Here is a 24,119-nt window from a genome sequence, read left to right as displayed (position 1 = left end):
CCGAATGAATGGCTTGGCGAGCGACAATTTAAGCCCTTACGGCTGGATACGAAAGCAAGCTACCACTACCCGACAGTAAGGAAAAGGAGCGTATGAAACGCCGGCTACGATTAAGTTCCTATTCGTAGCGAATTAGCTTACTAGCCCTGAATTCGCCTAGGATACGCTGAATACCTTCGAGCTCGGCAGTCTCAAGAGAGTGACGTCTATGATGGTAGTTCGAAAGGTTTGGATTAGGGCCCTGATTTTGGTTGGCGTTAGTTTTATGCTCAGCGGCGCGAAGGTGATATCGTCCGAATTGTCCTCGTGAGCTGTTATCTCCAAATGGGTTGTCGGTACCTTATCCAATAAATCAGTCCAAGTCTTGGAGTCTTTTTCGAACTTTTGAGTTCGCAGGTAGAAGGTAATGATGCCGCGAGTGCACTTGTTGAGGTGCTTGTCTTCAATCATCCTTTCCAACTTGTTTTTGTTGGTACCCGGCGGGGTGGATTTGATTGTGATATCGAAATCTTTGACAGGCGTGCCGAATTGGTCCCTCAAGCGAAATATCAGCTGGGCGTGGCCTTCGTATTGTTCCTGCTTGTTCCAGTCGAAGGTGCTGCCCCTGAGCTTGCCCGCTTTTTCGAAGGTAGATTTCTTCGCTTTTTCGAAGGCTACAGCGGTCTCGGCGTAGGCGTCTTCGTTGTAGGGCGTAGCAATGGCACGCTTCACGAGGGGAACGATTTGGTCCCGATTGTCGCTACCGGTCACGATCCCGATATCGTCGCCGAAGTGAGCGGTTTCGAAGGCTACCGAGAAGGGGACAGCCTGCCTCTCCGAAGCGATATCGCTCAAGTCGAATTGGTAGATCGGGGAGGTATCCAAAATCTCATCGGCTTGTCTTTGTCCCACCAGTTCTGCGACTTCGTCCGCATCCAGTTCGAAAGCCTCGTCCGTGGGAGCTACACGAAGGAAGTTGTAATTAAGATTACCCGCAGAGGTTCTGACGGTATTGTCCGATGAATCCTCTTTTATGTAACGGATGGGGAGGTGTCTCATCGCGGGAAGGGTCTGGGAGCCGATGATGCAAAACTCCTGCACTTGGTAGTCCCGATACATGTCGTTTCCTTCGTCGATGAAATGGGAATGCAGGTCGAGTGTCTTGCTGGAGCCAAATTCGAGCTCGTCCAAGATCTGCACGCCGCGGCCGGTGCCTTGAAAGAAGCGAGCCCATCTGGCCATCTGGCCTCGTCCGATGTGCGCCAAGCCGCTTCCAAAGTTCGCGCCCGCTAGGTGTACGACGTTTTTAATCGGGCATGGCTTAGGGCTAAAGAGCTTGATCCAATTGCGAAGTACCAAGGCTCCGGTACTGTGTATTACCACATGAAAGCCTTCGGTCAGTTTGCTTGCATGGGCTTGCAGGGCCCGTTCCATGGCGAAACTTACATCGTCCAGCGTAATGCCGTCGCTGAGGGAAATCCAACGGCTCAGGTTGATATCGAGCGTTTCGGTTCCGAAGTGCTTTCTGAGTTCTTGGGGCAGGGTTCCGTATATGTCTTCGGCGGTGTTGTCGGAGCCCTCGGACGAGTATCCGTGGATGAGAAGGATAGGTTCCATATGGGGAGCGGGGATTGGTGTGAGTAGGTGGCGTACCGGCTTCTTAACGTACAAGTGGAAACAGGTTCGTCCAAAGGTTGTTCGAGTTGGAGAATACCTGAGCTTAGTAGTTTTTCTAGGAATAAATGGTGTTTCCTGCGCGGTTGGTACCTAATGATAGGCTGCAAATGGAAACCTGCTCTTGAAATGCCTTTAAGTTCGGTACTCTTTTGCACAATCGCTGACCCGATTTCTACGGATGAATGTCAATCTCCCCACTGTGTTGTCTTCCAAAGCCTTTCTTCTTTCTGGATTTCTCGCTTCCAGCTTAGGCGCGGCCGAAATCGATGTGGTTTCGCTTTCCCTCGATGAGTTGATGGAGATCGAGGTCACCACTCCCGGCAAGGTACCGGAAGCGATTCGCGATACGCCCGCCAGCATCTACTTGGTCAGTCGAGACGATATAGAGACATTCGGCTACTCGAGCCTTACGGAAATTTTCGAAAACGTACCTGGGTTCTACAACATCGATAATTACACGGGGGTTAGCGGAAATTTCGGAGTGCGTGGCTACTGGAATGGCCGTTCGCAAAACAGTAGTATGGCGATTCTGGTCAACGGAGTCCCCCAGATGCGGCCCGATTTGCTGGCGACACCGATGGAAGGGCTTGGCGTTCCGGTTGAAGCGATCGACCGGATCGAAGTTTCGCGGGGTCCCAACAGCGTCATCTATGGGAATGGCGCTTTCTTCGGGGCCATCAACATCATCACGAACGACTCTTTCAACGACGACCAGCTCAGTTTTTCTACCGGCTCGAACGGAGCTCGCCGCCTTGCGGCTCGCATCTCAGAATTTGGAGAGGACTTTCACATCATCGTAAATGCAGGCTACTCTGAGAACGACGGGTATGACTACGATCTACTGGACATGGTAGGATCCGACCGTGTCGCCTTGCTACCCGCGTTTGGCGTCGAGGAGGGTAATTCGAGCTTAGAGGGGCGTTTGGAGCAAAGCAGTAAATACTTTCAAGTATCGGGGGCGTGGAAAAATCTTTACCTAGACTACACGGTCAATGACGCGACGGTCGAGTCGTTCACCGGATATCCTGCGGTCGACGAAGGCAATATGCGAGATAGCCTTAACGCTCGTATCGCGATAGGGGCGAATCTTAATTTTGGCGATTACAGCCTTGATACCAAGTTGACCTATCTTACCCACGAAACGACAGAGGATTTCGATGCTCTCTTCGTGGGATTCGAAGGCTACAATACCCGCGAATTTGAAAATTGGGAAATTGAATCGCTTCTGACCTACGATGCGGCGGACCAATTGCGTTTTTTAGCAGGGCTAAATCTACAGGAGCTATCGGATTTTCTGGAGTTCACCCATATTCCAGCGGTGGGGATCTTAAATGAGTCGGTAGTGATAGACCAACGACACCTAGGGTCACTTTTTGCTCAAGCGAATTACGATTTTTCGGAGGCGTGGAGTTTGGTGGCCGGATATCGTCTAGAGGAGATGGGAGAATACGATCGCTATGTTTTTGTGAATGAACCGATAGACGGAACACCTCTTCCTGGAGGGCGAAAGGGGGTCTTTAGGAATGGGACGCCACGTGTTTCACTCATTTATCAGCCGGATGAAACTCAAGTCTTCAAATTGATGATGGGGGACGCGATCAAGATACCCAGCTTCAATGGCGCTGAATTCAAGTCTGAGCATTCTAGAACGATCGAAGCCAATTACACTTGGGCTAGAGAAACCTTAATGGTTAGTGCCAGCGTATTTAGGAATAGCCTTAGCGACTTGCTAATTCAGACCTTGCATCTTCGCGATAATGGCATGATCGACTATGATCTGCTAGGTGGCGGAAATGTGGATACAAATGGCGTGGAACTGTTGGTTCGGGCGAGTTTCTCGGAACGGCTGAGAGGCGAGATCGGCGTTACTCTGCAAGATTCGAAAGACGCTCAGACTCCGGATAATCAATTGAGCTATTCGCCGGATTTTGTGGGGCATGCGAAATTCTCCTATCGCGACGGAGATTTTTCTGCATCGATATTGAGTCGGTATGTTGGAGGTATGCTTTCCTTCTACAATCTTGAAGAAAACACCTCGCCCCTGCTTGATGGCGGCTACTTTGGCGAACCAGTAGACGCTTACTTTGTGAGTGATTTGAATTTACGCTGGGACAACGTTTGGGAAAACGTTTATCTGGATTTTCAGCTTACGAACGTATTCGATGAAGAAATACGTTACCCCAATAACCCGATCAATGGGTTGCTGCTAAACCGAGGAAACATCGGGCATGCTCGCGGCGTTTTTGTTACGGCGGGAGTCAAGTTTTAGCTTAGCCGGACCTGAGCCACTTGCTCAGGATGAAGTTTAGGCGCTCCGTGTTGAATGGCTTCGTAAGCGCATCATTCATGCCTGCCTCTAGGCATTCCTCGTTACCGCGTGACGTTACATGAGCTGTCATGGCGATGATAGGAGTGGTAGCTCCCACGTTGTCTATCTTTCGTAGAGCTCTAGCGGTTTCGTACCCATTCATTCGAGGCATCTTGATGTCTAGTATGATCAGGTTGAAACGCTCAGCCTTAGCAAGCTCGATGGCTTCGAAACCACTTTGGGCTCGGACCACTTGGTGGCCGGTACTTTCAAGCATCGATTCACCTAGCTCTAGATTGACTAGCTGGTCGTCGACTAGAAGGACTCTTCCCTTGTCCTCGCTTTCGTTTTCGATGATCGATGGGGCTAGACTGGGGTCGGTATCCTGCTCGCTTGTTGGAGTCACTGGGATCTCCAGCCAGAACGTTGATCCTTCATCTTTCTCGCTATCGAAGTCGATCTTTCCTCCCATGGCCTCCACGATCCTCTGAGTTATGGCCAATCCAAGCCCCATGCCGCTGTATTGCCGGGTTAGGCTGACGTCGATTTGCGAGAATGGCTTGAATACGGTATCTCTATCCTGAGTGGCAATGCCTATGCCGGTATCGACCACTTCGATACGTAGGATCGTTTGATCCGCCTGATCGCAGAAAAGAGCAGTTTTCAGAGTTATTGATCCCTCCTCTGTGAATTTGAGAGCGTTGGCTAGCAGATTTAGTACAACCTGCTGAAGCTTAACTCGATCAAGGGATAGTGTGTCCAATAGAACCGAGTCGGGTCGGTCTGTTTCGTGTTGGTAGAGAAGTTGGATTTGTTTTTCGCTCGCTTGAGTCTCGAGCAGCGATACCGCGTTCGCACAGAGTCTTTGGTAGTTAACGGGTTCTGGAGTCAGGCTAACTTCACCTCTTTCGAAGAGGCTGAAATCGATGACACGGTCTATCAATCCCTGGAGGTGTTCGGAGTATTGTTTTATGAGTCCTAACTGTCTCCGGTTTTCTCCTTCATGAGCGTTGCGAAGAAGTATCTCCACGTATCCAATAATAGGATTCAATGGAGTGCGGAGTTCATGGCTAATAACTGAAAGGAAGTCGTCTTTTGCTCGGCTGGATGCTTCGGCTTTTTCTTTCGCGTGCACGAGTGCGTCCGACCGCTTTTCGATTTCCTCCATCATTTCGTTGAAGGCATCGACTAGTTGCCCCGTTTCGTCGTAGCTCGTCTTTACCTGCCGAGTCGATACGTCGTGATCTTCGGTTATTCTTCGGGTGGTCGCCGCAAGCTGTATGATTGGTTTGGCTACATGATTGCCGACAGTTGTCGCTAGGAAAACAGCAGCAGATAGAGATAGAGCGATGATGATCACAAACACCCAGCTTCTACCGAGTTGGAAGGCTCTCAGTTCGCCAAGGTCTGCCTTTAGGACGAGGAATGCGGCGGTGCTTTCGTTGAATTCGATGGGCTCTTTCACCACGAGGGCGTGATCATAGAAGCCCACCGTCGACTCAAAGTCTGCTAGGCTAGGTTGGCGTTTAGGAGTCGAGTTTTGGTAGGAAGTAAATAGGCTACCGTCGGGTTTGTAGATGGCGGCGGATTCGATATGGCTCTGCACGGACAGTACCGAAAGGACATCATCCGCATCGAGGGGATCGTTGAAAGCAACCGCTACAGCCAAATTCGAGGCAGTCATGCGAGTTGTTACTTGGTACTCTTCCAGCAAGCGTTCTTTGAAGAGGTTGTACTCCACGATGAACGAGAAAAGTATCGAGAATATAGTTACGAAACCTGCGACGCTTGTTATCAGCAAGACCAGTTTCTTGCGAATGGAGAGCTGCCGATAAATACGGGCTAGAGTCGATCTTTCAGGAATTTCTCTTACCATCAGTTTACGATCCTTGTAGCCAGTTTTAGCAACTTCGCCCGGTAGGCTATGTTGCGTTGCTTTGAGTTCGCCATGTTGATTTCGAAGCTGAGCTTTCGCTGGTTTTGAACCAGGTTAACTAGCCCGCCTTGCTCGAGGAATTGGTCGAAAGTACCAATTAGGACGATAGATTGACCTTCAATTTTCCTAATGAGTCTGGGAAGGGCGGTGTCTTGTGGCTTATCGAAGAAGATAGCGTCGCAGCTCTGAATCAGATCGCTGGGTGTGGTTGAACTGAGAGCCACGACCTCGAACTTATCTATGTACTGTTCGCTTTCGACAGCGATTTGGAATTCCGTCATCGCTTCGGACGATTCGAAGACACCGATTACTCGCGGACCGCTTTTTTGATCAGACCACTCGGTGAAGCTTAAGAGCTGCAAAGTAATGGCAGCTTCCACTTTTGCCTTGGGCACTGGGGACGCCGAAGCTGCGAAGCAAGCCCACAGGGCTGCTACGAGCATGGCGACTTGGATACCTTGGCAGAAGCGCTTCATCTAGTTAGGTCGAGTGAATACAATGCGACCGCGAGAGTGTTACCTCAGACAAAGAGCGAGAGTTATTAAATGTTGTTGGATTGGGAGACATTCTATTGTCTTCGAGCGAGGCTAGGTAAACAGGCAGCAGCCTCGTTCGTTCATTCGAATCAGTGGCTAAACTGAGGGAATCGCGAGCGTTTTTTTTGGGCTGAATTCGAAGATTTGGATTGGGATGTGAGAACAGTTTAGGTTTTCGCTTCGTGTTCTAGATTATGGGTTTAAGGAATCACGACTTATGAAGATGATGGGGAATTCTTTCACAGTTCGTCCTATTCTCAATTTGTGCTTTATACCTGAATCTACGTATTAGCTGCTTCGCGGGTTTCCGCGGCGAGGGGACTGGCTGCCGTATCAAGATTTTTTTACACTTAGCGGATAACTGAGTATCGCCTATGCAGATACGAAGGATACTGGAGCTAGTCGACGAGGCAGGCGTCAAGTTCAGCTTGTAGTCTATCGCGGTCTAACTTGAAACCGATGAATACGAGCTCCTGCCGTCGGTCTCCGTGTGGAGATTCCCATTTTTGTTCCACCTCGGCAGGTATTTGGGAGCGATCGATGTTTCCTTTTTCGAGCGCAGTAACCCACCAGCTTCCGATGAAGTCGCAACGTGTCGTGGATCCGGCGATAGAGAGGAAGCCGACTTGGGCGTCGTTTCCATCGATCCAAGCGTAACCCTTGGCTCGGAGGAGACCGGGAATCGAGTTGTTGATAATGTGTGCGAACTTGTCGGCGCTGAAGGGGCGTCGAGCTCGGTAAACGAGGGTGACGAGACCCTGCTTGGCTTTATTGATGGGATCTAGGGCCTTCGAGATGCTCGGTTGAATAAGGGAACTCACCGGTGCGGAGAGTTTGCGGAAGGTGACGGGGCGGGCGTCTTCCACGGGATCTGCGGGGCCGGAGTCCTGGTCTTGTTTGTTGAGGCTTTGGAGCCAACTTGCGCCCGACAAGGTTTTATCCAAATCGAAGGAATGGTTGTGAAGGATTGCTTGGTTGGCCAATTGGCCATTTTCACATTCGTGTTTAGTGGCGCGTCGATTGAGTTCGTCCAAGATGATGCGGATTTCCGAGCGTTCTTGGTCGCTGACCATATCCATCTTGTTGATGACGAGGAGGTCGGCGCATTCGATTTGCTCTACGACCAATTCAAAAACAGGCCGCTCATCCTGTTGGCGAAGAAGTTCGCGATTGGCCCCTTTCGCTTGATTCGCCTTCCATTCTTTTAGGAAAAAGGCGGAGTCGATGACCGTGACCAGGCTGTCGATTTGAACCACTTCCTCCAGTGATTTGCCGTTGGGGCCCGGTGTTAGGAAGGTGTGTACGATTTGGGTGGGCTCGGCGACGCCAGTGGACTCGATCACGATGTGGTCGATATTTCCTTTTTGGGCGAGATCCATGACTGCTAGGGCGAGATCGCCTTGAATGGTGCAGCAAATGCAACCACCGGTCAGCTCGACCACCTCGCTTTGTGAGCCGCTCTCCAGGCTGCGAACTTCGCTTTGGATCAGGGATGCGTCTATATTCACTTCGCCGATATCGTTGACGATGACTGCGATACGTTCGCCGTCGGCGTTTAGGAGCAGGTGATTCAGCAGGGTGGTCTTTCCTGCTCCGAGGAAGCCGGAAAGAATGGTGACGGACAGACTGGGCGAAGTTTCAGGCATGAGGATCTGTTTTTAGGACCGGCGGCAGGAAAGGGAAGGTTTTGTTCCTTGGGAGGAACGAATTGCTAAATCTGTTTTCTAGCACAAGGGTTGTTTGATTATCCCCTTTAAATTGCTGATGTCGTTTTTCAAACCACTCGTATTCTTCTCCCTTTTCATCGCTCTGCTCACGGCAGCCAAGGCGCAGCTGCCCGAGGACTTCGACTTAAATTCACCCTTGCCAGTGGATCCGGATGTCCGGGTTGGAGAATTGGCAAACGGCCTCCGGTATTACATCCGAGAGAATTCGGAACCGGAAAATCGAGTCTCCTTGCGACTCGTGGTGAATGCCGGTTCCCTGCAGGAAGAAGACGACCAAAGAGGTATCGCTCACTTCCTGGAGCACATGGCCTTCAATGGTACCAAGCATTTTGAGAAGCAGGAGCTCGTTAACTTTCTGGAATCGATTGGGATGCGATTTGGCCAGCACCTCAATGCCAGCACTTCCTTCGACCAAACAATCTATAAACTCGAAGTGCCTTGGGATGACGAGGAAGTGAAGGACAAGGCCTTCCTGATCCTCGAAGATTGGGCGGATGCCATCTCGCTAGACCCTTTCGAGATCGAAGCGGAAAGAGGAGTCATCGTTGAGGAGTGGCGGTCTGGGCAAGGAGCGTCGCAGCGGATCAGGGACCAGCAATATCCGCTCGTCTACTTCAACTCCCGCTACGCGAAGCGGCTTCCGATCGGTTCAATGTTTGTCGTGCAGAATGCTCCGGCGGAGAGGTTCGTCGACTTTTACGAGAAATGGTACCGTCCAGACCTCATGGCGGTGATCGCGGTGGGAGATTTTGATGGGGACGAAATGGAGCGTCAGATTATCTCTCGTTTTTCCCGATTGGAAAATCCTGAGGATGCCCCCGAGAGACTGAATTACGAAGTCCCAGACCACGATCAGACGCTATCTTCCATCATTTCTGATCCGGAGATCACTAGCATGTCCGCGGTCGTTTATTTGAAACTAGACAAGGATGGCGACGAAACGGCAACCGACTACCGTCGTCACTTGATTGAGCGAATCTACTTTTCCTTGCTTAATCGAAGACTGGGAGAGCGTACCCTCGAGGCGACTCCGCCTTACATCAGCGCGAGCGTCGGCAGTACGGGACTCGGAAGGGAGAAACGAGCTTACGTGATGTCGGCCAACCTCATGCAGGGCAAAGTGGAAGAAGGGTTGCAGTACCTTGCTGCGGAAGTGGCAAGAGCGAGCGAAACGGGCTTCAGCGAAGGCGAGCTGTCTCGCGTGACGGCGGATATGATTCGTCGGATGGATCGCGCCTATGAAGAGCGCGAAAATACGCCTTCCTCGGTTTTTGCGGCTGAGTATACCCGAGCGTTTACGGTGGATGAGCCGATTCCCGGGATCGCCTTGGAACGCGACATGACGCGGGCGTTTTTGACTGGGTTGGATGTTGATGAAGTGAACGAGGTAGGTGAAGCGTTTCGAAACCACCACAATCGAGTGATCTTGTTTACTGCTCCCGAGGCGGAAGGCTACGATCTGCCGTCCGAGGAAGAGTTGCTCGCGATTTTTGAAGAAGGCTGGACCAAGGATTTGGGAGAGTATGTGGACGATGTTTCGGATGAGCCCTTGCTTAAGGAGATTCCGGAACCGGGAGACATTGTCGCGGAAATCTACCACGAGGATGTGGATGTTTACGATTGGACGCTATCCAATGGGGCTCGCGTAATTGTGAAGCCAACCTCGTTCAAGAACGACCAAGTTCTCATGTCGGCCTACAGCGAGGGAGGGTATAGCATGGTGGCGGACGATGAATACGTGCCCGCCATGACTGCCACGATGCTGTTGGGCGAGGCTGGAATCGGACCCTTCAGCACCATACAGCTCGAAAAAAAGCTAGCGGGTAAGGCTGTGCGGCTTTCGCCTGGAATTGGCTCCAACACGGAGACTCTTGGTGGGTCGAGCTCCCCTCAGGATTTGGAAGAGTTTTTCAAGTTAGTCTATCTGCAGATCACACAGCCGAACGAAGCGGATTTGCCTAAAGCCTACGAATCCATCAAGAATCGCTTGTCTGAGGTGGTGGCGAATCGAAGCAAGTCGCCCGGAGCGGTCTTTCAGGATGCAATCGAAGAGGCGTTCTACGGGGATCATCCCCGCCATCAGCCTTTGGATTTAGATAGGCTGGACGAAATGGATGCCCGTCTATCCTTGGAGATATTCAAGGATAGATTCCAGAACGCGGGAGATTTCGTTTTTGTATTTGTGGGTTCCATCGAGCTCGATTCCTTTCGCGAGCAGGTGAAGACCTACCTAGCCAGCTTGCCGACACGGGATAAAGAGCCTGAGAAAGCTCGCGATCTGGGGGACCGGCCAAAATCCGGTCGCTTGTCGGTCGACATCAAGAAGGGCTTAGAAGAAAAGACTTCTGCCAGAGTGTATTTCAATGGAGAGGCGGAATGGTCTCCAGAAGAACGCTATGCCTTGGCCTTTGCCCGCGGGCTCCTGAACATTCGCATGCGCGAGGTGCTGCGCGAAGATAACGGAGGAGTCTATGGAGTGAGCGTGTTTGGAGCGCTGGGCCGCTTACCCGCTGGTTCTTATTCGACTGGATTTGGATTTACCTGCGATCCAGGAAACGCAGAGACTCTCGTCAGGTTGGGTCTGATGGAGATCTTGTCGCTTCAGGAGAATGGCCCCCGCGCGGAAAACGTGCAAAAGGTGAAGGAACTTCACATCCGTGAGCACGAGCGTGGCGTGAAAGATAACGGATTCTGGCTTCGCAATTTGTTAGGTATGTCTGCAGAAGGCAGGGACTTTTCTGAAATCCTCAGTTTCGAGGAAATGGTACGTTCCTTTGATCCGCTGGCGGCTCGAGATGCAGCTCGGAAGTATTTCGATATGAACAACCTCTTGGTCGCGTATTTGCGTCCCGAGTACGCGGAGTAGGGGTTTCTTGGCAAGACGTCTAAGGCGTCTCCTTATATTTCGATAGGGTGTGACGTTCGGCTCTTTTGCGCTATGGTATGGGAAGCATTTTCGCTCGATTTCCTTCCCCACATTCCCACCGTTTGATGACCGATACGACTACTGCCAGAGACCTCGCCAAAAAGATTGAATGGGTGGGGCTACGAAACCTCTCCCACACCGAAAAACTAAGAGTGGGGGAAGACTTGGTAGGCATAAGCTGTTACCTACCTCGCTTAATCGCTTTGGCACTGTGGAGCTTTTATGGTCAGACACCGCCTGACTATTTGATCACGCGTGGCTCCGAAAGTAGCTTGGACACTTACCGGGAAAGAGAGCGCAGCAAGTCCTACATCAGCGAGTTGATGGCTGATTATCGCGACGAGGATTGAGGCTCAACGCTGAGGTCCTACTGGCTGAGGACGTGTTTCAGATTATCCAAGTCTAGGATATCGGAAAGGGCTTCTTCTCGGACAATTTCGTTCGCTAAGGTTTCTTTTCTCAGCTGAAGACTTTGGATCTTCTGCTCCACTGAATCCTTCGCGATGAGGCGGTAAGCGTTTACGGTATTCTTTTGGCCGATACGGTGGGTTCGGTCGATTGCCTGAGCCTCGACAGCAGGGTTCCACCAAGGATCGTACAGGACGACATAGCTCGCAGAGGTAAGATTGAGACCGGAACCCGCCGCTCTGAGGGAAAGCAGAAATGCGGTGATCGAGTCGTCGTTTTGGAACTGGTCAACCAACTGCTCCCGATCTCGAGTTTGTCCGGTAAGCGTTAGGTGTTTGCAGCCAATTCCGTCCAGGGCTTCGGCGATGATTTTCAGCATCTCCACGAATTGGGAGAAGATGAGTACCTTGTGTCCCTCCTCTTGCAGCTCGGAAACGAGATCAAGGAGGCCCTCGAGCTTGGCGCTTTTCACTGATTTGTATTCGCTACTAATCAATGCTGGGTGGCAGCAGATTTGGCGTAGTCGTAATAGGGAAGCGAGGATGTTGAAACGCTCCTTGGCGAAGGCTGATTTGCTGTCTATCCCGAGGACTTTCTCTTGGGTGAGCTTCAATTCCGCGAGGTAGAGATCCTTTTGCTCGCCTTCCATTTGGCAAACCAGGGATTCTTCGATACGGTCCGGGAGATCCGTGGCCACTTGTTTTTTGCTCCTACGAATCATGAAGTGGCTCACGCGGGAGGCAAGGCGGGCAGGGGTCTGTGGGTCATTCTCTTTGTAGTGCTTCGAGAAGGACGACTTGCTACCCAGCAAGCCGGGCAGGGCGTAGGAAAAAATGGACCAAAGGTCAGTTGCTTTGTTTTCGACGGGTGTACCCGTGAGAGCGATACGGTGTTCGGACTTCAGTTCCCGAGCGACCTTTGCGGTCTGCGAGCTCGGATTTTTTATGTATTGGGCTTCGTCCAGAATGGTGACGGTCCAATTTATGTTGTGGAAGATATCCTTGCGTATCCGCATCTGCGAGTAGTTCGCTACCAGGATATCGGAGCCATCCAATTGCCATCCTGCGGCCGTATGAACCTCGGAGTCGAAGATCGAGATTTTCAGCAGGCTAGAATGGATTTCCACTTCCTTCTGCCACACATGCATGACCGATTTCGGACAAACCACGAGGCAGGCAAAGGGTTCGTCTGCGGGACGGTTTAGCTTAAGCCAAGTGAGAAAGGTCAAGGTTTGCAGGGTTTTACCCAGACCCATGTCGTCGGCTAGTACGCCGCCGAAGTTATTATGGGCCAGATAGGCCAAAAACTTGAAACCCTCGACTTGGTAGGGGCGGAGTTCGGAATTGATGCCTTTGGGTACCGCGGTAGCGGTTTTGGCGGTGAGCTCTTTGGAGCGTTTGCGAATGGAATCGCGCATTTCATCAAATGCGGTTTCCTCCAGCTTTTCATCCGCCAATTGCAGGGTATGCAATGAATGCTGCCCGCTGCCGGCTTCGTCGAAATTAATCCCCATGGAGTCGAGAAGCTGTTTGTCGCTATCGACGACTTCGCTCTCGAATCGCTTCCATCCTTTTCCGGGAATGTAGGTGTATTCTCCGCGGGCCCGCATGACTATCTTTTGCTCCTCCTCGGTGAGCGTAGTGTCGGAAAATTGCGGGTTGAGCTTCAGGTTAAACCAATCCGTGTTGTCGTCTTGGGAGACGCCAAGAGCGTATCTTCCTGCGGGACGTCCGTCGACTAGGGTGTCGAGCTCATCGTCGGGAACGAGTTGTATATCGTCTGGGATTTCGTGTATCCAACTTATGAATTCTCTAGCGAATCCCGGTTCGATGGTGCGGGCCCAGAGGCCCTCCTCATCCTCGTCTTCTTCTAATTCGAAGGCTTCCAAGACTTCGGGAACGTAGTCGCTGGGAGGATGTTCAAAGAGTGTTTTTTCGGGAGGAGAAGTCGGATCGCTTTTTGTTTCCGGATTGCCTGCGGGCTTCCAGCCATCACTCGTGAGGCAAAACCAGAATTCCTGATCGGGGGAAACGGAGTAGAGTCGGCAATCGAGAAATGTCTTTTTGCTCCATTCGCCTTCGTTCTTTCTGACTTGGCAATAGAGGCGAGCTTGCATCGGGATGCAGACGATGCCTTCTCCCACGCTGGCTGGCAGCGGCAAGCCGTGGTTTCTCAGAAAGAGAAGCCCCTCTGGCGCTTCGAGGGCCGGGGCAGGGATGGTAAATAGCTTGTTGGGTCGCTCATTGGGGCGAAGTAAGGGAGGCCCATAGTAGAGCGTGTCCCCGCAAAGATAGAGCGGCTTTTCTCCAGCCAAGTAGATCAAGGGAAACGGGGCCGGGGCACCGTCGTCGAGTTCAAGTTGCAGGACGTAGCAACCATCGTCTCCGATTCCGTTTTGCACGCCGGTCCATCGTAATGATAGTTCGGATACTTCGAAAGGCTTGTTGTTTGAGCCTACGATTTGCTCCCGAGTGATCGGGTGGTGGAGGAGCGTATTGAGAAAGGAGCAATCCTCGGGTCGGTCTAGATCGATGCGAGCTCGCTGCGTAGATTTGTAATACTCTTGGAAGAGAGCGCAAAGGGTAAGGCTATGGGGAGCAAAGCGCTCTAGGAAACCGTAATCCCTCGAAAGCCATTGTCCGAAATCCTTGGCGGTAATGGTTTGGTAGGGGGCGTCATCCGCGTGGCGGCCCTCCCATTTGAGAGCCTTTCCGTAGAGCTTGAGGCGTATCTCCAAAGTGGAGGCTGGGGTGACATATTTTCGCTGGGATAAGTTTCCCAAGCGATTTTTCCAAAGTCTGGTTTCCTTCAGGCGAGCCCGTTGTATGAGGGCTTGTTCGATTTCGGTGGTATCCACCAGAGACGACAGAAATGTTGGAACCGGTGACTCGTAACGCTGCAGCAAGAAGGCTACGTACTGAAGGATCTCCAGCTCAGTTTCCGGCTTCTCGACCCAGATGCCGTCACTAATAGGTTTGGTGGGATCCTGAACCTTAAGTTTTATTTCAGGATCGAAGGCTTCTAAATCTTTCGCGTAGAGAGCCTCTCTCCACTCGAATTCTTCAGCGAGCTCGCTGATGGCGTTCAGCTGTTGCCTTTCGCCAGAAGTGAAGGAGCGGCCAAGGCTTTCTTCGAGCTTTGATTTCCAAGAACTGCTTTCGTCTGGAGCCATAGAGGGAGGATTCCGAATCACGGAGAGGATGCCAAGGGTCCATTTTTATGCTTCGGAGTCCAGCCCTATGTGTACAGCGCCAGATTGTAGATAGCGTTTCCTGTCAGAATCCCTCCACCTTAGGCGGAAACCTTTCCTGACGCTCGAGGGCGTTTTACGGGAGTTTTACTCGGCCCGAGTGTCTGGGAGCGGGAGATTTTCTCGCTCTGTGCGAGTGGGCTTCGGATTGGCTAAAGGAGTTGTTTAGCTCAATTAAGAGTCTCTGTATCCGAGCGGCTACTACGGTATGGTAACCTTTACCGGCGTTGATTCCAATTTTCGGAATCAAATTGGTCGGCAAGAGCGTCTTCCTCCTCGGGGTTCCAGGAGGGAGAGCTCACGTATTCAATCTCAGCATTCAGAAGTTTGGCCAGAGAGGCCGTGAAGTCTGTAGCGAACTGCTCCCAGTCTACTCTGCTGGCTAGCGGTTTCCAGATAGAGCCCTGCAGCATATAGCCCGCCTTGGATCGCTTTTGCGCGGCGCCAGCGACTTTGCTGGGAAGGTTCGTCAAAACGACGTCGTAGAGCTCAGCCTTGTTGAAGCAAACGCTTGGTGTAGACTGGCTTGGAGGAGTGAGATTAAATTCAGCTTCGACGCCTTGCAGGGCCAGAGCATCGATCATGCACTGATGTACGTCTCGATAGCTATCGACCGGTTGGCCTTTTGAAAAGGGGTGGCTGGAGGGGATGACGAGGGTGTAGGTCCAATCGGCGGTATGGTCTACAAGACCGCCTCCAGTGGGGCGTCTTACGATCTCGGCGCTATGATCTGAGACTTCGGAGGTGATGTAGGAATAGCGCTGGCTCAGTCCGAAGGTGTAGGCGTTGCGCACCCACTCGTAGTGGCGAAAACGAATGGCGTCTGCGGGCTGGTAGCGTTGCAGAAGCAAGGAATCGAATGCCATGTGCTGGGCGGCTGAACCAGTGTTGTCGGGAAGGATGTGAAAGGAGTGCGCCATTTGTTTGCAGCTACAGTTGTGCAAACTTCTGTCAGGTCAATGCTTGGGTCGGCACAGCCGCGACAATTGGAAGGCTTTTCTCAGATGGAATGGTACCAAGCCTGAGCGTTCCTGGGGACGATCAAGGTATCGAGTTGGTCGGAGAAACAGGGTGGTTGGGTTTTCAGTTTACTGGCAAGGGGAGTGAGGTCGAAGACCAGTCGGGCTTGCCGGTGGGCGAATCTTGGGTCGTCCCCGCGTTGTGCGGCGATGATCAAGTCTTCCGGCAATCCGAAATGCCTCACGATTCGCTGACCCATTTCGAAACGGGAAAGGCTCTTTTCTCCAGCCCAGTGATAAACGCCCTTGAGGTCCGAGCGTTCGCAAAGCTCCACCATGACCGAGGCGATGTTTTCGACGTGGCACGGCTGGCGGATTTCATCCGTGAAGAGTGGCGTCTGTTGGCCTTGGGACCAGGCGGCGAAAAGTCTCTCATGCATGCTGCGATCCCTGCCAAGGCTGTTGCCCATAAGGAGGGGAAGTCGCAGCGTGGTGGCGAATTCGGCGCAAATGGAATGCACCGCTTCTTCCGATTCCCTTTTTTGGCGTGCGTATTCGTTGGTTGGGGACGTAGGAGAGTCGCGGAAGTATAGCTCTTGTGTCCCGTCGAATACCTGCTCGGAGGAAATGTGGATTAAGGTGGCAAAAAGGTGCCGTGAGAGCAGGGCGAGTTTTTCTGGCAAGGCCACATTTAGCAGGCGAGAGCCTTGCGGGTCCGCTTCACAATCCTTGGGCTCTGAAATCGCGGCACAGTTGACGATGGCGTCGGGAAACAGCTCCAGGGCGAAGGCTTCCAACTGATCGAGCTGGGTTAAGTCCAGCGTCTTGGTTAGAGCGACTCCGGGAATTTTGCCTGAGTATGCTCCGACGATGCCCACGACGTGGTGACCTCGGCGCTGGGCAGCCGCGGCAAAGGATGCTCCTAATAGGCCAGATGCGCCGGTGAGAAGGATCTTCATAAGTCGAACGCTACTTGTAGTGTTTGTGGTTAAGATGCCACTCGATTTGCCAAGGGGTTGCTTGAGAGCCCACCTTCATTCGGCTTAAGCAGAGAATGGATGCTTTGGGGAAGATGACGGCCTGAAAGTCGTCGCGGCCGGATAGAAGCAGAGAGGCAAGGTGCGAGAGGTTTGGCTCGTGTCCGGCGAGGAGGAAGTTTTCGTGTGTCTGGTTGATCTTCTCCGCGATGCTTCGAGGGTGGTCGTAGGGGGTGAGGCCGTCCTTTTGCAGGTGTGGCAGGGGAAGTCCCAGTCCGTTGGCTAGGGCGCTGGCCGTTTGCTCGGCTCGCAGGTATCCACTGTGCCAGACTTCAGATACCGATAGGAGGCTAGTTTTCCTCAGGCCTTGGACCAGTCGAGCGCACTGTTTGTGTCCCTTTTCGCTCAAAGGGCGTAGGGCGTCGCTCGGGGCTTCGTCCAACGCGTGTGCATGGCGAGCAATGTAGATCGTTTGTTGCATCGGTCGCGAGCTAGTTGGCCAGGTAAGCTTTCATGCCTGCTTCCATGGAAACGCGAGGCTGGTAGCCAAGGTCGCGCTTGGCTGCCGAGATATCGAACCAATGATCCTTGGCCAGTTCGCTGGCCACGAAACGAGTCATGGGCGGCTCTCCCTTTATCCCAAAGAGTTTCCAGATCGCCTCCATTACTCTTCCCAAGCGGTAGGCTGCGGAAAGGCTGATTCGCTTTTCAAGTGGATTAACGCCGTGGTCTTTCAGTAGTTGGTTTATCCAAGGCCAGAGTTCGACTGGCTCGTCGTTGGAGATGAAGTAGGCTTTGCCACCCGGATTGTTCTCCTCTCGATCTAGGGCGATTTCAGCCAGGAGGTGAGCGTCCACTACATTGTCTACGTGGGTGAGGTCGACCCGGTTTTTTCCGTCGCCCACGATTCTTAATCTGCCCGCTTTCGCTCGGTCGAGGACTCGTGGGACGAGATTGGGATCGCCATTTCCCCAGATAAGGTGTGGGCGAAGAGCGACTGTCTTGAGATGACCGGGTGGCAGATCGTGAGCGGCCAGCACTGCTTTTTCCGAGATCACCTTGGTGGTTGGGTAGGGGCAAGGAATGGACTCGCCGTAGGGGAGGCTCTCGTCTTCGCCGGAGATATCTTTTCCGTTGAAAACCACGGACGGGGTCGAGGTGTAGACTAGCTTTTTAACTCCGAAATCCCGGCAGCCATTTATGATGGCTTGGGTGCCTTCGACATTTGCTTTCTGAAAATCTTCGTATTTTCCCCAAATGCCCACTTTGGCGGCAACATGAAAGACGGTGTCCTTGCCTTCGCAGGCGGCTCGAATCGTCGAGGCGTCCGACAAGTCGGCATAGATCATCTCGATGCCGAGGCGTTCCAGATCCGGGCGTGACCGCCGACAGATACCGGTTATTTTGCAACCCTGGGCTAAGAGTCGCTGAGCTAATTTTTGACCGACGAATCCGCTTACCCCGGTCACGAGCACCGGGCGGGGAGGTAAGTTGGGAGGTTCAGGTGGGATTGGCATTGAGGCAGGAGATTGGAGAGCGGATGGGCAGGGGGAAAGGGGAAACTGCCACAGATTTTCAGCTCGGGGCTTTGGAGGCAGAGCTGGGTTAAGGAAATGGGTTGCGTAGGCTGGGAGGTTTCATAGCAAGCCCTCACGGTTTTGATGAAGCAAGGTGGCTCGAAAGGTAGTGTCAGTTCGCTGGCGATAGTGGGACGGATCCGAGGGGAGGTCCGCCGGCTGGAAGCGTTCGACAAGAAACGTCATACGGTGCCAGATCGGGTCTGCGGAGCGACCCAGGCCTTTCTCGAGAAACTGTGCGAAGCGGAGCTGGCGGAGGAGGCAGAGGAACTTTTCCAGCGTGCCCGCGAGCAATTTGCTTACAAGCGACGGGAAATCTCGCTGGACGTGGGCAATGGTTTTGCCCGTCTCGAAACCAAAGACTTCGTACTCGAATTGCGCTACGAGTTGGATGAAGAGGACCCGTCTGACTACATCGTGGAAACTTCGGTGCAAAATGTAGCGAGTCGTGACCTTTTGGAATCGGCTCCCTTCAACGCTGCAGTGGGATCCCGCTTCGATCGGCTCCGTTGCGGCTTGTCGGGTCAGGTATCGGTGGAGGCAGTGATCGACGCGGTTGAGGACGACGAAAGCGGTGAGGCCAAGGTCGATTATCCGTCCGATTGCTCCAGCTGTGTGGTCCGATTAGACGGAGTAGCGGGCGAGGTTTTTGTAGATGGAGTGGTGCTAGAGGTTCGTTATGGAAAACTCGCTTGCGCCTCGGCTTTGTTGGCTGCTTTCGAGCAGATCGGCCAGCATGTTTTTGAAGCGGCCGGCATGGACGGGCTCCTAGAGTAAGTAAGGTTTTTAAATGGAAGAATCGGAAAAGAGAACAAAGGCTTGGGTCGGGGACGCAGTTCTGGCCCTCTACGCGCGGGAGTGGATATTGCGACAAACAGATATTCCCCAAACGGAGCGGTCGGCCGTGTTTAAGGCCATGACTTGCAACCAGTTTCTCTCCTCCTTTGGACAACCAACTCAGGTGGAGGCGGATATCGGGATCGTCTACGAAACGGAGGGCCTGCAAGCCGCTTTCGCCTACATGGAAGAGCGATTGCTTCCCGTATTCATGAAGCAGCGACGAAATGCCAAGCGAGCGGGGAGTTGGCGTGACAAACGGTAGCTAGGCGTCGGATAGTAGCGGGATTGAGGGTTGTCTTCTGGCGGGGATGACCAAGTGTACGAGGTCCAATTAATCCCATTCGCTCCCCGATGTTTAAGAAATCATCCGTTTTTGTCGCAGTCGCCTCTCTCCTTTCAATCTTTGTCGCGCCCAGTCAGGCCAAAAGCGTTTTTGGCGAACGCTGGCCGATCACTCCGGACGGAGCTCCGTCCAGCGAAAACGAGGTTTGGGGCGAATTGCCCAATGGCCTTCGCTACGCGATCATCCCGACCGATGCTCCTTCGGGGGCAGTGAGTATTCGCTTGCTGGTGGCGGCTGGACAAGCGCAGGAGAGCGAGGGTACCCTCGGTTTTTCGACGCTCGTTTCCAAGATGGCTCTCGAGGGGACTAAGAGTTTCGACAGTCACGAGCTCGCTCGTTATCGTCTTGCCAATGGGGTGGACCCAGACGGTGGAGGTTTGGCCACGGTGGGGATTGACTACACAATCTACCGCCTCGATTTGGAGGAGCCTGAAGCGGACGCGGTTAAGGAAGGGGTTTCTATTTTTGGTGAGATCGCCTCCTCCGTGCCATTCGAATCAGGCCATTTTGATGAGGTGAGGGCGGACCTCGTTTTCAAAGGCCGATTCGGTTTTTCCTATTTTCAGGCCGAACAGGCTCGCTTGGAGGGGGCTCTTTTGAAGTCCAGTCCTTACATGGAAATTGAGGATGCCGAGGTCGTTGAAGATCTCCTAGCTGCCTCTTCCGACGACGCGAAAGCCTTTTGGTCGAACTGGTATACAGCTGACCGCATGGTACTGGCGGTAGTCGGTGTGGCAGACCCAGCTTTGGTCGAATCGGCCATTAAAGAATCCTTTGCGGCAGCTCGCTCGAGTGCCGAGCAGAGCTCGATTCGCGAGCTTGACGCCCGTTTTCGCGGAAAGGGAGACATCGTAACAGGTGAACCTCGCGGACCCTACGCCGGCTTGATGATCAGCTACGTTGAAGAGGGATTGGATCTGTTTAAACCGGAGCAGGAAAAGGAGCTCTATGTCTATGACATGATTGGTCGTTACGCTCAATCGTTGGCGATCGATTCTTCCGGATTGGGAGCTCCGGCGGTCGAGGTGATGGGAGACGCGGTGATCATGTCCGTCAAACAACGTGGCTCGGTAATGCAGCTGCAGGAGAATCTGATCGCGGCTGACAAGGCGATGCACCAGATCGAGAAATTCGGTATCCAGAAATCGGATTTAGAGACCTTGAAGTCGGATTACTTGAGTTTCCGAAATGGCTACGATCCGCTTCTCAGCGTTAAAGGTTGGCCGCGGATGTTGGCAGATCGTCTGGTCAAGAACACGATCGACGGAATTCCGTTTCGTTACGGCAAGGACTTCGGAGCCTATCTCGAGCGGGTCGTATCCTCACTTCCCCAGAGTGAAGTAGACCAGCTGTGCAAACGCATTTTTTCCGAAAAGCAACTAGCCTACTATGTGGAAGTTCCGAAGGCTTTTGGCCTGCCGGCGAAATCGATAGCCAAGAAGCTCAAGGCCACTCGCAAGAGCTACAACTACGCGTGGGAGCAGTCTGGAGATGTTGATCTGAACGCGGTCTTCGGGGCTGCTTTCCAAAACCAGGCAATGGTGGAATCCACGGAGATTCTGAGGTTCGACGAGTATCCAGTGTTGCAATACGAGTTTGCCAATAATCTGCGAGTCAATGTTATCCAGACGGACGAATTTGGCGGGCGTATCATCGCGAACGTAAGTTTTGGAAATGGGATTTCAGACCTGCAAAACCAAGGGCGAGCGTTCGCGGTTTTGGCTAATTCAATCTTGGAAAAGACTAAGGTCGGACGAGGCGCTCACGCTCCTTACCTCAAGGATGTCCTCAAAACCAAGGGAGTTGATCAGCTAGAGGTTTCCGTAGATATCGACCAGCTGTCTTGGAAGGCCTATGCGGGCAAACAGGATTCGATCGCAGACTTCTTTTCTGGTCTCGTCTTTTGGATGGCTACCAATGAGCTCACGGAGGAAGACTTCAATGATGAGCTCGAAAAGATGACCAAGGCCTTGGAGCGCAGCAGGAAGAGTGAAGCGTCCCAGCTCGACAAGATGCTGCTGGGTAGCGAGCTTCGCCTTGCGGAATATTTTGAGACAGAGGATCTTGAAGGGCTCGATTACACCGGCATGAAAACCTGGCTGCAGAAAGTGCGAGAAGAGTCCTACATCGAAGTTACGGTGGTGGGGGATGTGGTCCCTCGCACCGTATTGCGCGATGTTCGCAAGAGTTTCGGGGCTGCGCCGACTCGAACCGGAAAAGTGCTGCAACCTCGCCACGCTAAACCTGTGGTTTGGGGGGAGCCGGGAATCGATACTGCCAAGTCTGAGGGCGCGATCGAGACAGGATCCCTGACCTTGCTCTTTCCGCAAGTGGAAGAGAAAAGCTGCATCGCAGACAAGCGTATGGATATCTTTCATTCGCTGTTGGAGCTCCATCTGCGTGAAGCCTTGAGAGAGTATCCAACGCTCGAAGACAGCTTGGCGGTAACCGTAATTGGCAGGAGAATGGTGCCCATGTCGCGAGCGGTGAAGGTGCAAGTTCGCGTGCCAAGAGGGGATTCGGAAGAGGCCAAGGAAGTGCTGTTGTCGGCGATCGAGTCATTTGCTGCTTCCATCGAGCCAGCACTATTGGAAGCTGCTGAGCGAAGCGCTTGGATCAGCTTGAAGCGAATCGCCCGTAGCGAGGGCCGATTGATCGATCTGTTTAGCCAGTCCCAGGGAAGGCCCAACACGCTTCGCTGCGCTTTGGATCTTTTGGAAAACGGAATTTCCGAACCGGTTGAGGTTTACCAGGAAGTGGCCGCCGAACAGTTCTCGGTAGAGAACCTCCGAGGAGTGATTCTGACGCCCTAGCACTTGGCTTGTTTCAGCCGTTAGGCTGTTTACCAAATTGCAAAAAAGGCGGCTCCTTGGAAGCCGCCTTTTTCATTTTAAAACGTTTGTGTACGAATCAGTCCAATTGCTTGGGCAGTCCCTGCATGACGTTGCGGGCGTGGTTGGCGATACGTTCGAAGGTGTTGACGATGTCGACGTATAGCAGCTCGGGCTTCACGTTTTCCGGCGACTCGATCATGCGGTTAACGGAGCGCTTTCTCAGCTCCTTGCGCTTTTCGTTGATCGCCTTTTCGAAGTCGATGGTGAGTTCCATATCGGAAGCGGAAACGTCGGTTGAGAGCTTGGAGCTGTAGAGGTCGATGAATCGCGCTACGAGGTTGCCGAATTGGACCACTTCGCGTTCGGCTGTTTGCGTAACGAGGCGACCCTTTTTGTAGCGGCGTACGGCTCGATTGGTCATGCGGTGGCAGCAGTCCCCGATTTCTTCGAGCTCAGAAGCGACGCGGAGGTAGGAGTAGGCCCGTTTGCGGGTGTCCTCCGATACTTCGTCCGAAGTACAGCGGATCAAGTATTCGGTCAGCTCGTCGGTCAAAGCGTTGGCCTTCTTCTCCAGGCTGTCGATCTCCTTGACCTGTGGAGACATGTCCTTCTCCGGGTGATCGTAGATTTCGATGAAGCTTTTGAACATCTTGCCGGTGAGATTGCCAAGCTGCTGAAGAGCTTGGGTTGCTTCCTTGAAATTGAGCTCGCCGGTGCCGACCGAGAAGCTGCGGAGATAGCGGAAAGTGGCGCTCTGAGAGTCACCTTCTTTGTCTGCTACCATGCGGGTTACCAGTTTGGCGATATGCGGAATGAAGGCCACCAGCAGGGCGATGTTGAACAGATTGAACATCGTGTGGAACAAGGCGAGCTGGGTGGTAAGCGCGTTGTCCTTGAGGATGAAGCCTGGGGCTGCTGAGGATACGATATCGTAGACCCAGAGCACCAATTTGCTGAAGGGCACGATCAGGAAGAGCATCCAGGTAACACCGATGATGTTGAACATGAAGTGGGCTCGAGCGGCTCGCTTGGCGGCCACGTTAGCAGGGAGGGAGGCCAAGAAGGCGGTAATGGTGGTACCGATGTTTTCGCCGAGGATGATGGCGGCGCTTTGTTCGAAATTTAGCCATCCCAGCGAGGCCATAGTTAGCGTGATGGCCATGGCGGCGGAGGAGGATTGGACAATCACGGTCAAGGCCGTACCCATAAGGATAAAGATGATCAGAGAGAAGAAGCCGTAACTTGAAAGTTGGGTAACCCACTCCAGCATTTCGACGTTGTTCTTCACGTCGGGGACTGAAGCCTTCAGCTCTCCCAGACCTAGGAACAAGAGTCCGAATCCGGTTAGGAAGTTTCCGAAATGGCGTAGCTTATTACCCTTTAGGAAGCTGAGTACGACCCCGATACCGATGATAGGGATCGCGACGGAAGCTAAGCTGAATTTGAAACCAGCGCTCACGATCCAGGCGGTGATGGTCGTACCAAGGTTGGCTCCCATGATCACACCGATCGATTGAGTCAGTGTTAGAAGTTGGGCGTGGACGAAACTCACCACCATGACGGTGGTCGCCGAAGACGACTGAACGAGGCTGGTAATGAAGAGACCGGTCAGGATTCCGGCGAATCGATTGGTGGTCATGGAGCTCATGATCGCTCGCAGGCGTTCGCCGGCGAACTTGAGGATCGATTCGCTCATCAGCTTCATACCGAAGATGAATATACCCAAGGCCCCGAGGACCTGGAGAAGGAGCATCAGTGTGTCGTGCATTGTGATATCTTTATGTTACGAGGGAGTCCGAATGAACGGGGGAGTTTTTCGGAGCTATCGAAAAGAAGTGAGCA

Annotated in this window: 16 protein-coding genes; 6 read left to right on the top strand and 10 right to left on the bottom strand. The window is 52.8% G+C overall.

Annotation, left to right across the window (positions count from 1 at the left end; genetic code table 11):
• Nucleotides 1-156: 156 nt before the first annotated feature.
• Nucleotides 157-1,596, bottom strand: a complete 1,440-nt coding sequence (locus H5P27_RS13170; protein ID WP_185660863.1) for an esterase/lipase family protein — start codon at nt 1,594-1,596, stop codon at nt 157-159.
• A gap of 238 nt (nt 1,597-1,834) precedes the next feature.
• Here H5P27_RS13170 and H5P27_RS13165 point away from each other — a divergent pair, with 238 nt between their 5' ends.
• Complete coding sequence (locus H5P27_RS13165; protein ID WP_185660862.1) at nt 1,835-3,925, top strand: TonB-dependent receptor plug domain-containing protein; 2,091 nt, start codon at nt 1,835-1,837, stop codon at nt 3,923-3,925.
• Between the two features lies 1 nt (nt 3,926).
• On the opposite strand, the gene H5P27_RS13160 is transcribed toward H5P27_RS13165, so the two are convergent.
• The 3 genes from H5P27_RS13160 to H5P27_RS13150 form a co-directional block, all read right to left on the bottom strand.
• Nucleotides 3,927-5,840, bottom strand: a complete 1,914-nt coding sequence (locus tag H5P27_RS13160; protein ID WP_185660861.1) for a response regulator — start codon at nt 5,838-5,840, stop codon at nt 3,927-3,929.
• Nucleotides 5,840-6,376, bottom strand: coding sequence for a YfiR family protein (locus H5P27_RS13155; RefSeq protein WP_185660860.1), 537 nt, complete (start codon nt 6,374-6,376; stop codon nt 5,840-5,842). Before H5P27_RS13155 ends, H5P27_RS13160 begins: the two co-directional genes overlap by 1 nt.
• Nucleotides 6,377-6,834: 458 nt before the next feature.
• Nucleotides 6,835-8,082: a CobW family GTP-binding protein gene (locus tag H5P27_RS13150; protein WP_185660859.1), complete on the bottom strand. Its 1,248-nt coding sequence runs from the start codon at nt 8,080-8,082 to the stop codon at nt 6,835-6,837.
• A gap of 118 nt (nt 8,083-8,200) precedes the next feature.
• Between H5P27_RS13150 and H5P27_RS13145 the strand changes: the two genes are divergently transcribed.
• Together H5P27_RS13145 and H5P27_RS13140 are read left to right on the top strand one after the other, a co-directional pair.
• Complete coding sequence (locus tag H5P27_RS13145) at nt 8,201-11,029, top strand: M16 family metallopeptidase (RefSeq protein WP_185660858.1); 2,829 nt, start codon at nt 8,201-8,203, stop codon at nt 11,027-11,029.
• 125 nt (nt 11,030-11,154) lie between these two features.
• On the top strand, nt 11,155-11,439 hold the full coding sequence (locus H5P27_RS13140) for a hypothetical protein (protein ID WP_185660857.1): 285 nt from the start codon (nt 11,155-11,157) through the stop codon (nt 11,437-11,439).
• A gap of 17 nt (nt 11,440-11,456) precedes the next feature.
• On the opposite strand, the gene H5P27_RS13135 is transcribed toward H5P27_RS13140, so the two are convergent.
• From H5P27_RS13135 to H5P27_RS13115, 5 genes are all read right to left on the bottom strand, one after another.
• On the bottom strand, nt 11,457-14,669 hold the full coding sequence (locus H5P27_RS13135; RefSeq protein WP_185660856.1) for a DEAD/DEAH box helicase: 3,213 nt from the start codon (nt 14,667-14,669) through the stop codon (nt 11,457-11,459).
• Nucleotides 14,670-14,965: 296 nt separating this feature from the next.
• Nucleotides 14,966-15,667, bottom strand: coding sequence for a lipoate--protein ligase family protein (locus H5P27_RS13130; protein WP_185660855.1), 702 nt, complete (start codon nt 15,665-15,667; stop codon nt 14,966-14,968).
• 80 nt (nt 15,668-15,747) lie between these two features.
• The gene (locus tag H5P27_RS13125; protein ID WP_185660854.1) at nt 15,748-16,665 is read right to left on the bottom strand and encodes an SDR family oxidoreductase; all 918 of its coding nucleotides are present in this window, start codon (nt 16,663-16,665) and stop codon (nt 15,748-15,750) included.
• Nucleotides 16,666-16,675: 10 nt separating this feature from the next.
• Complete coding sequence (gene sixA / locus H5P27_RS13120) at nt 16,676-17,164, bottom strand: phosphohistidine phosphatase SixA (RefSeq protein WP_185660853.1); 489 nt, start codon at nt 17,162-17,164, stop codon at nt 16,676-16,678.
• A gap of 10 nt (nt 17,165-17,174) precedes the next feature.
• On the bottom strand, nt 17,175-18,200 hold the full coding sequence (locus H5P27_RS13115; RefSeq protein ID WP_185660852.1) for an NAD-dependent epimerase/dehydratase family protein: 1,026 nt from the start codon (nt 18,198-18,200) through the stop codon (nt 17,175-17,177).
• Nucleotides 18,201-18,344: 144 nt separating this feature from the next.
• Between H5P27_RS13115 and H5P27_RS13110 the strand changes: the two genes are divergently transcribed.
• The 3 genes from H5P27_RS13110 to H5P27_RS13100 all read left to right on the top strand — a co-directional run bounded on the left by H5P27_RS13110 (nt 18,345) and on the right by H5P27_RS13100 (nt 22,256).
• Nucleotides 18,345-19,037, top strand: a complete 693-nt coding sequence (locus tag H5P27_RS13110) for a hypothetical protein (RefSeq protein WP_185660851.1) — start codon at nt 18,345-18,347, stop codon at nt 19,035-19,037.
• A 13-nt stretch (nt 19,038-19,050) separates the two neighbouring features.
• Nucleotides 19,051-19,362 (top strand): hypothetical protein, encoded by a 312-nt coding sequence (locus tag H5P27_RS13105; protein ID WP_185660850.1) that lies wholly within the window; start codon nt 19,051-19,053, stop codon nt 19,360-19,362.
• A gap of 89 nt (nt 19,363-19,451) precedes the next feature.
• Nucleotides 19,452-22,256: a M16 family metallopeptidase gene (locus H5P27_RS13100; protein ID WP_185660849.1), complete on the top strand. Its 2,805-nt coding sequence runs from the start codon at nt 19,452-19,454 to the stop codon at nt 22,254-22,256.
• A 97-nt stretch (nt 22,257-22,353) separates the two neighbouring features.
• Here the strand turns inward: H5P27_RS13100 and H5P27_RS13095 are convergent, their stop codons facing one another.
• The gene (locus H5P27_RS13095) at nt 22,354-24,045 is read right to left on the bottom strand and encodes a Na/Pi cotransporter family protein (protein ID WP_185660848.1); all 1,692 of its coding nucleotides are present in this window, start codon (nt 24,043-24,045) and stop codon (nt 22,354-22,356) included.
• Nucleotides 24,046-24,119: the final 74 nt, after the last annotated feature.

Source organism: Pelagicoccus albus, from assembly GCF_014230145.1.
GTDB lineage: Bacteria > Verrucomicrobiota > Verrucomicrobiia > Opitutales > Opitutaceae > Pelagicoccus > Pelagicoccus albus.
The sequence above is the reverse complement of the archived record's forward strand: the minus strand, read 5'-3'. Positions and strand labels throughout refer to the sequence as shown.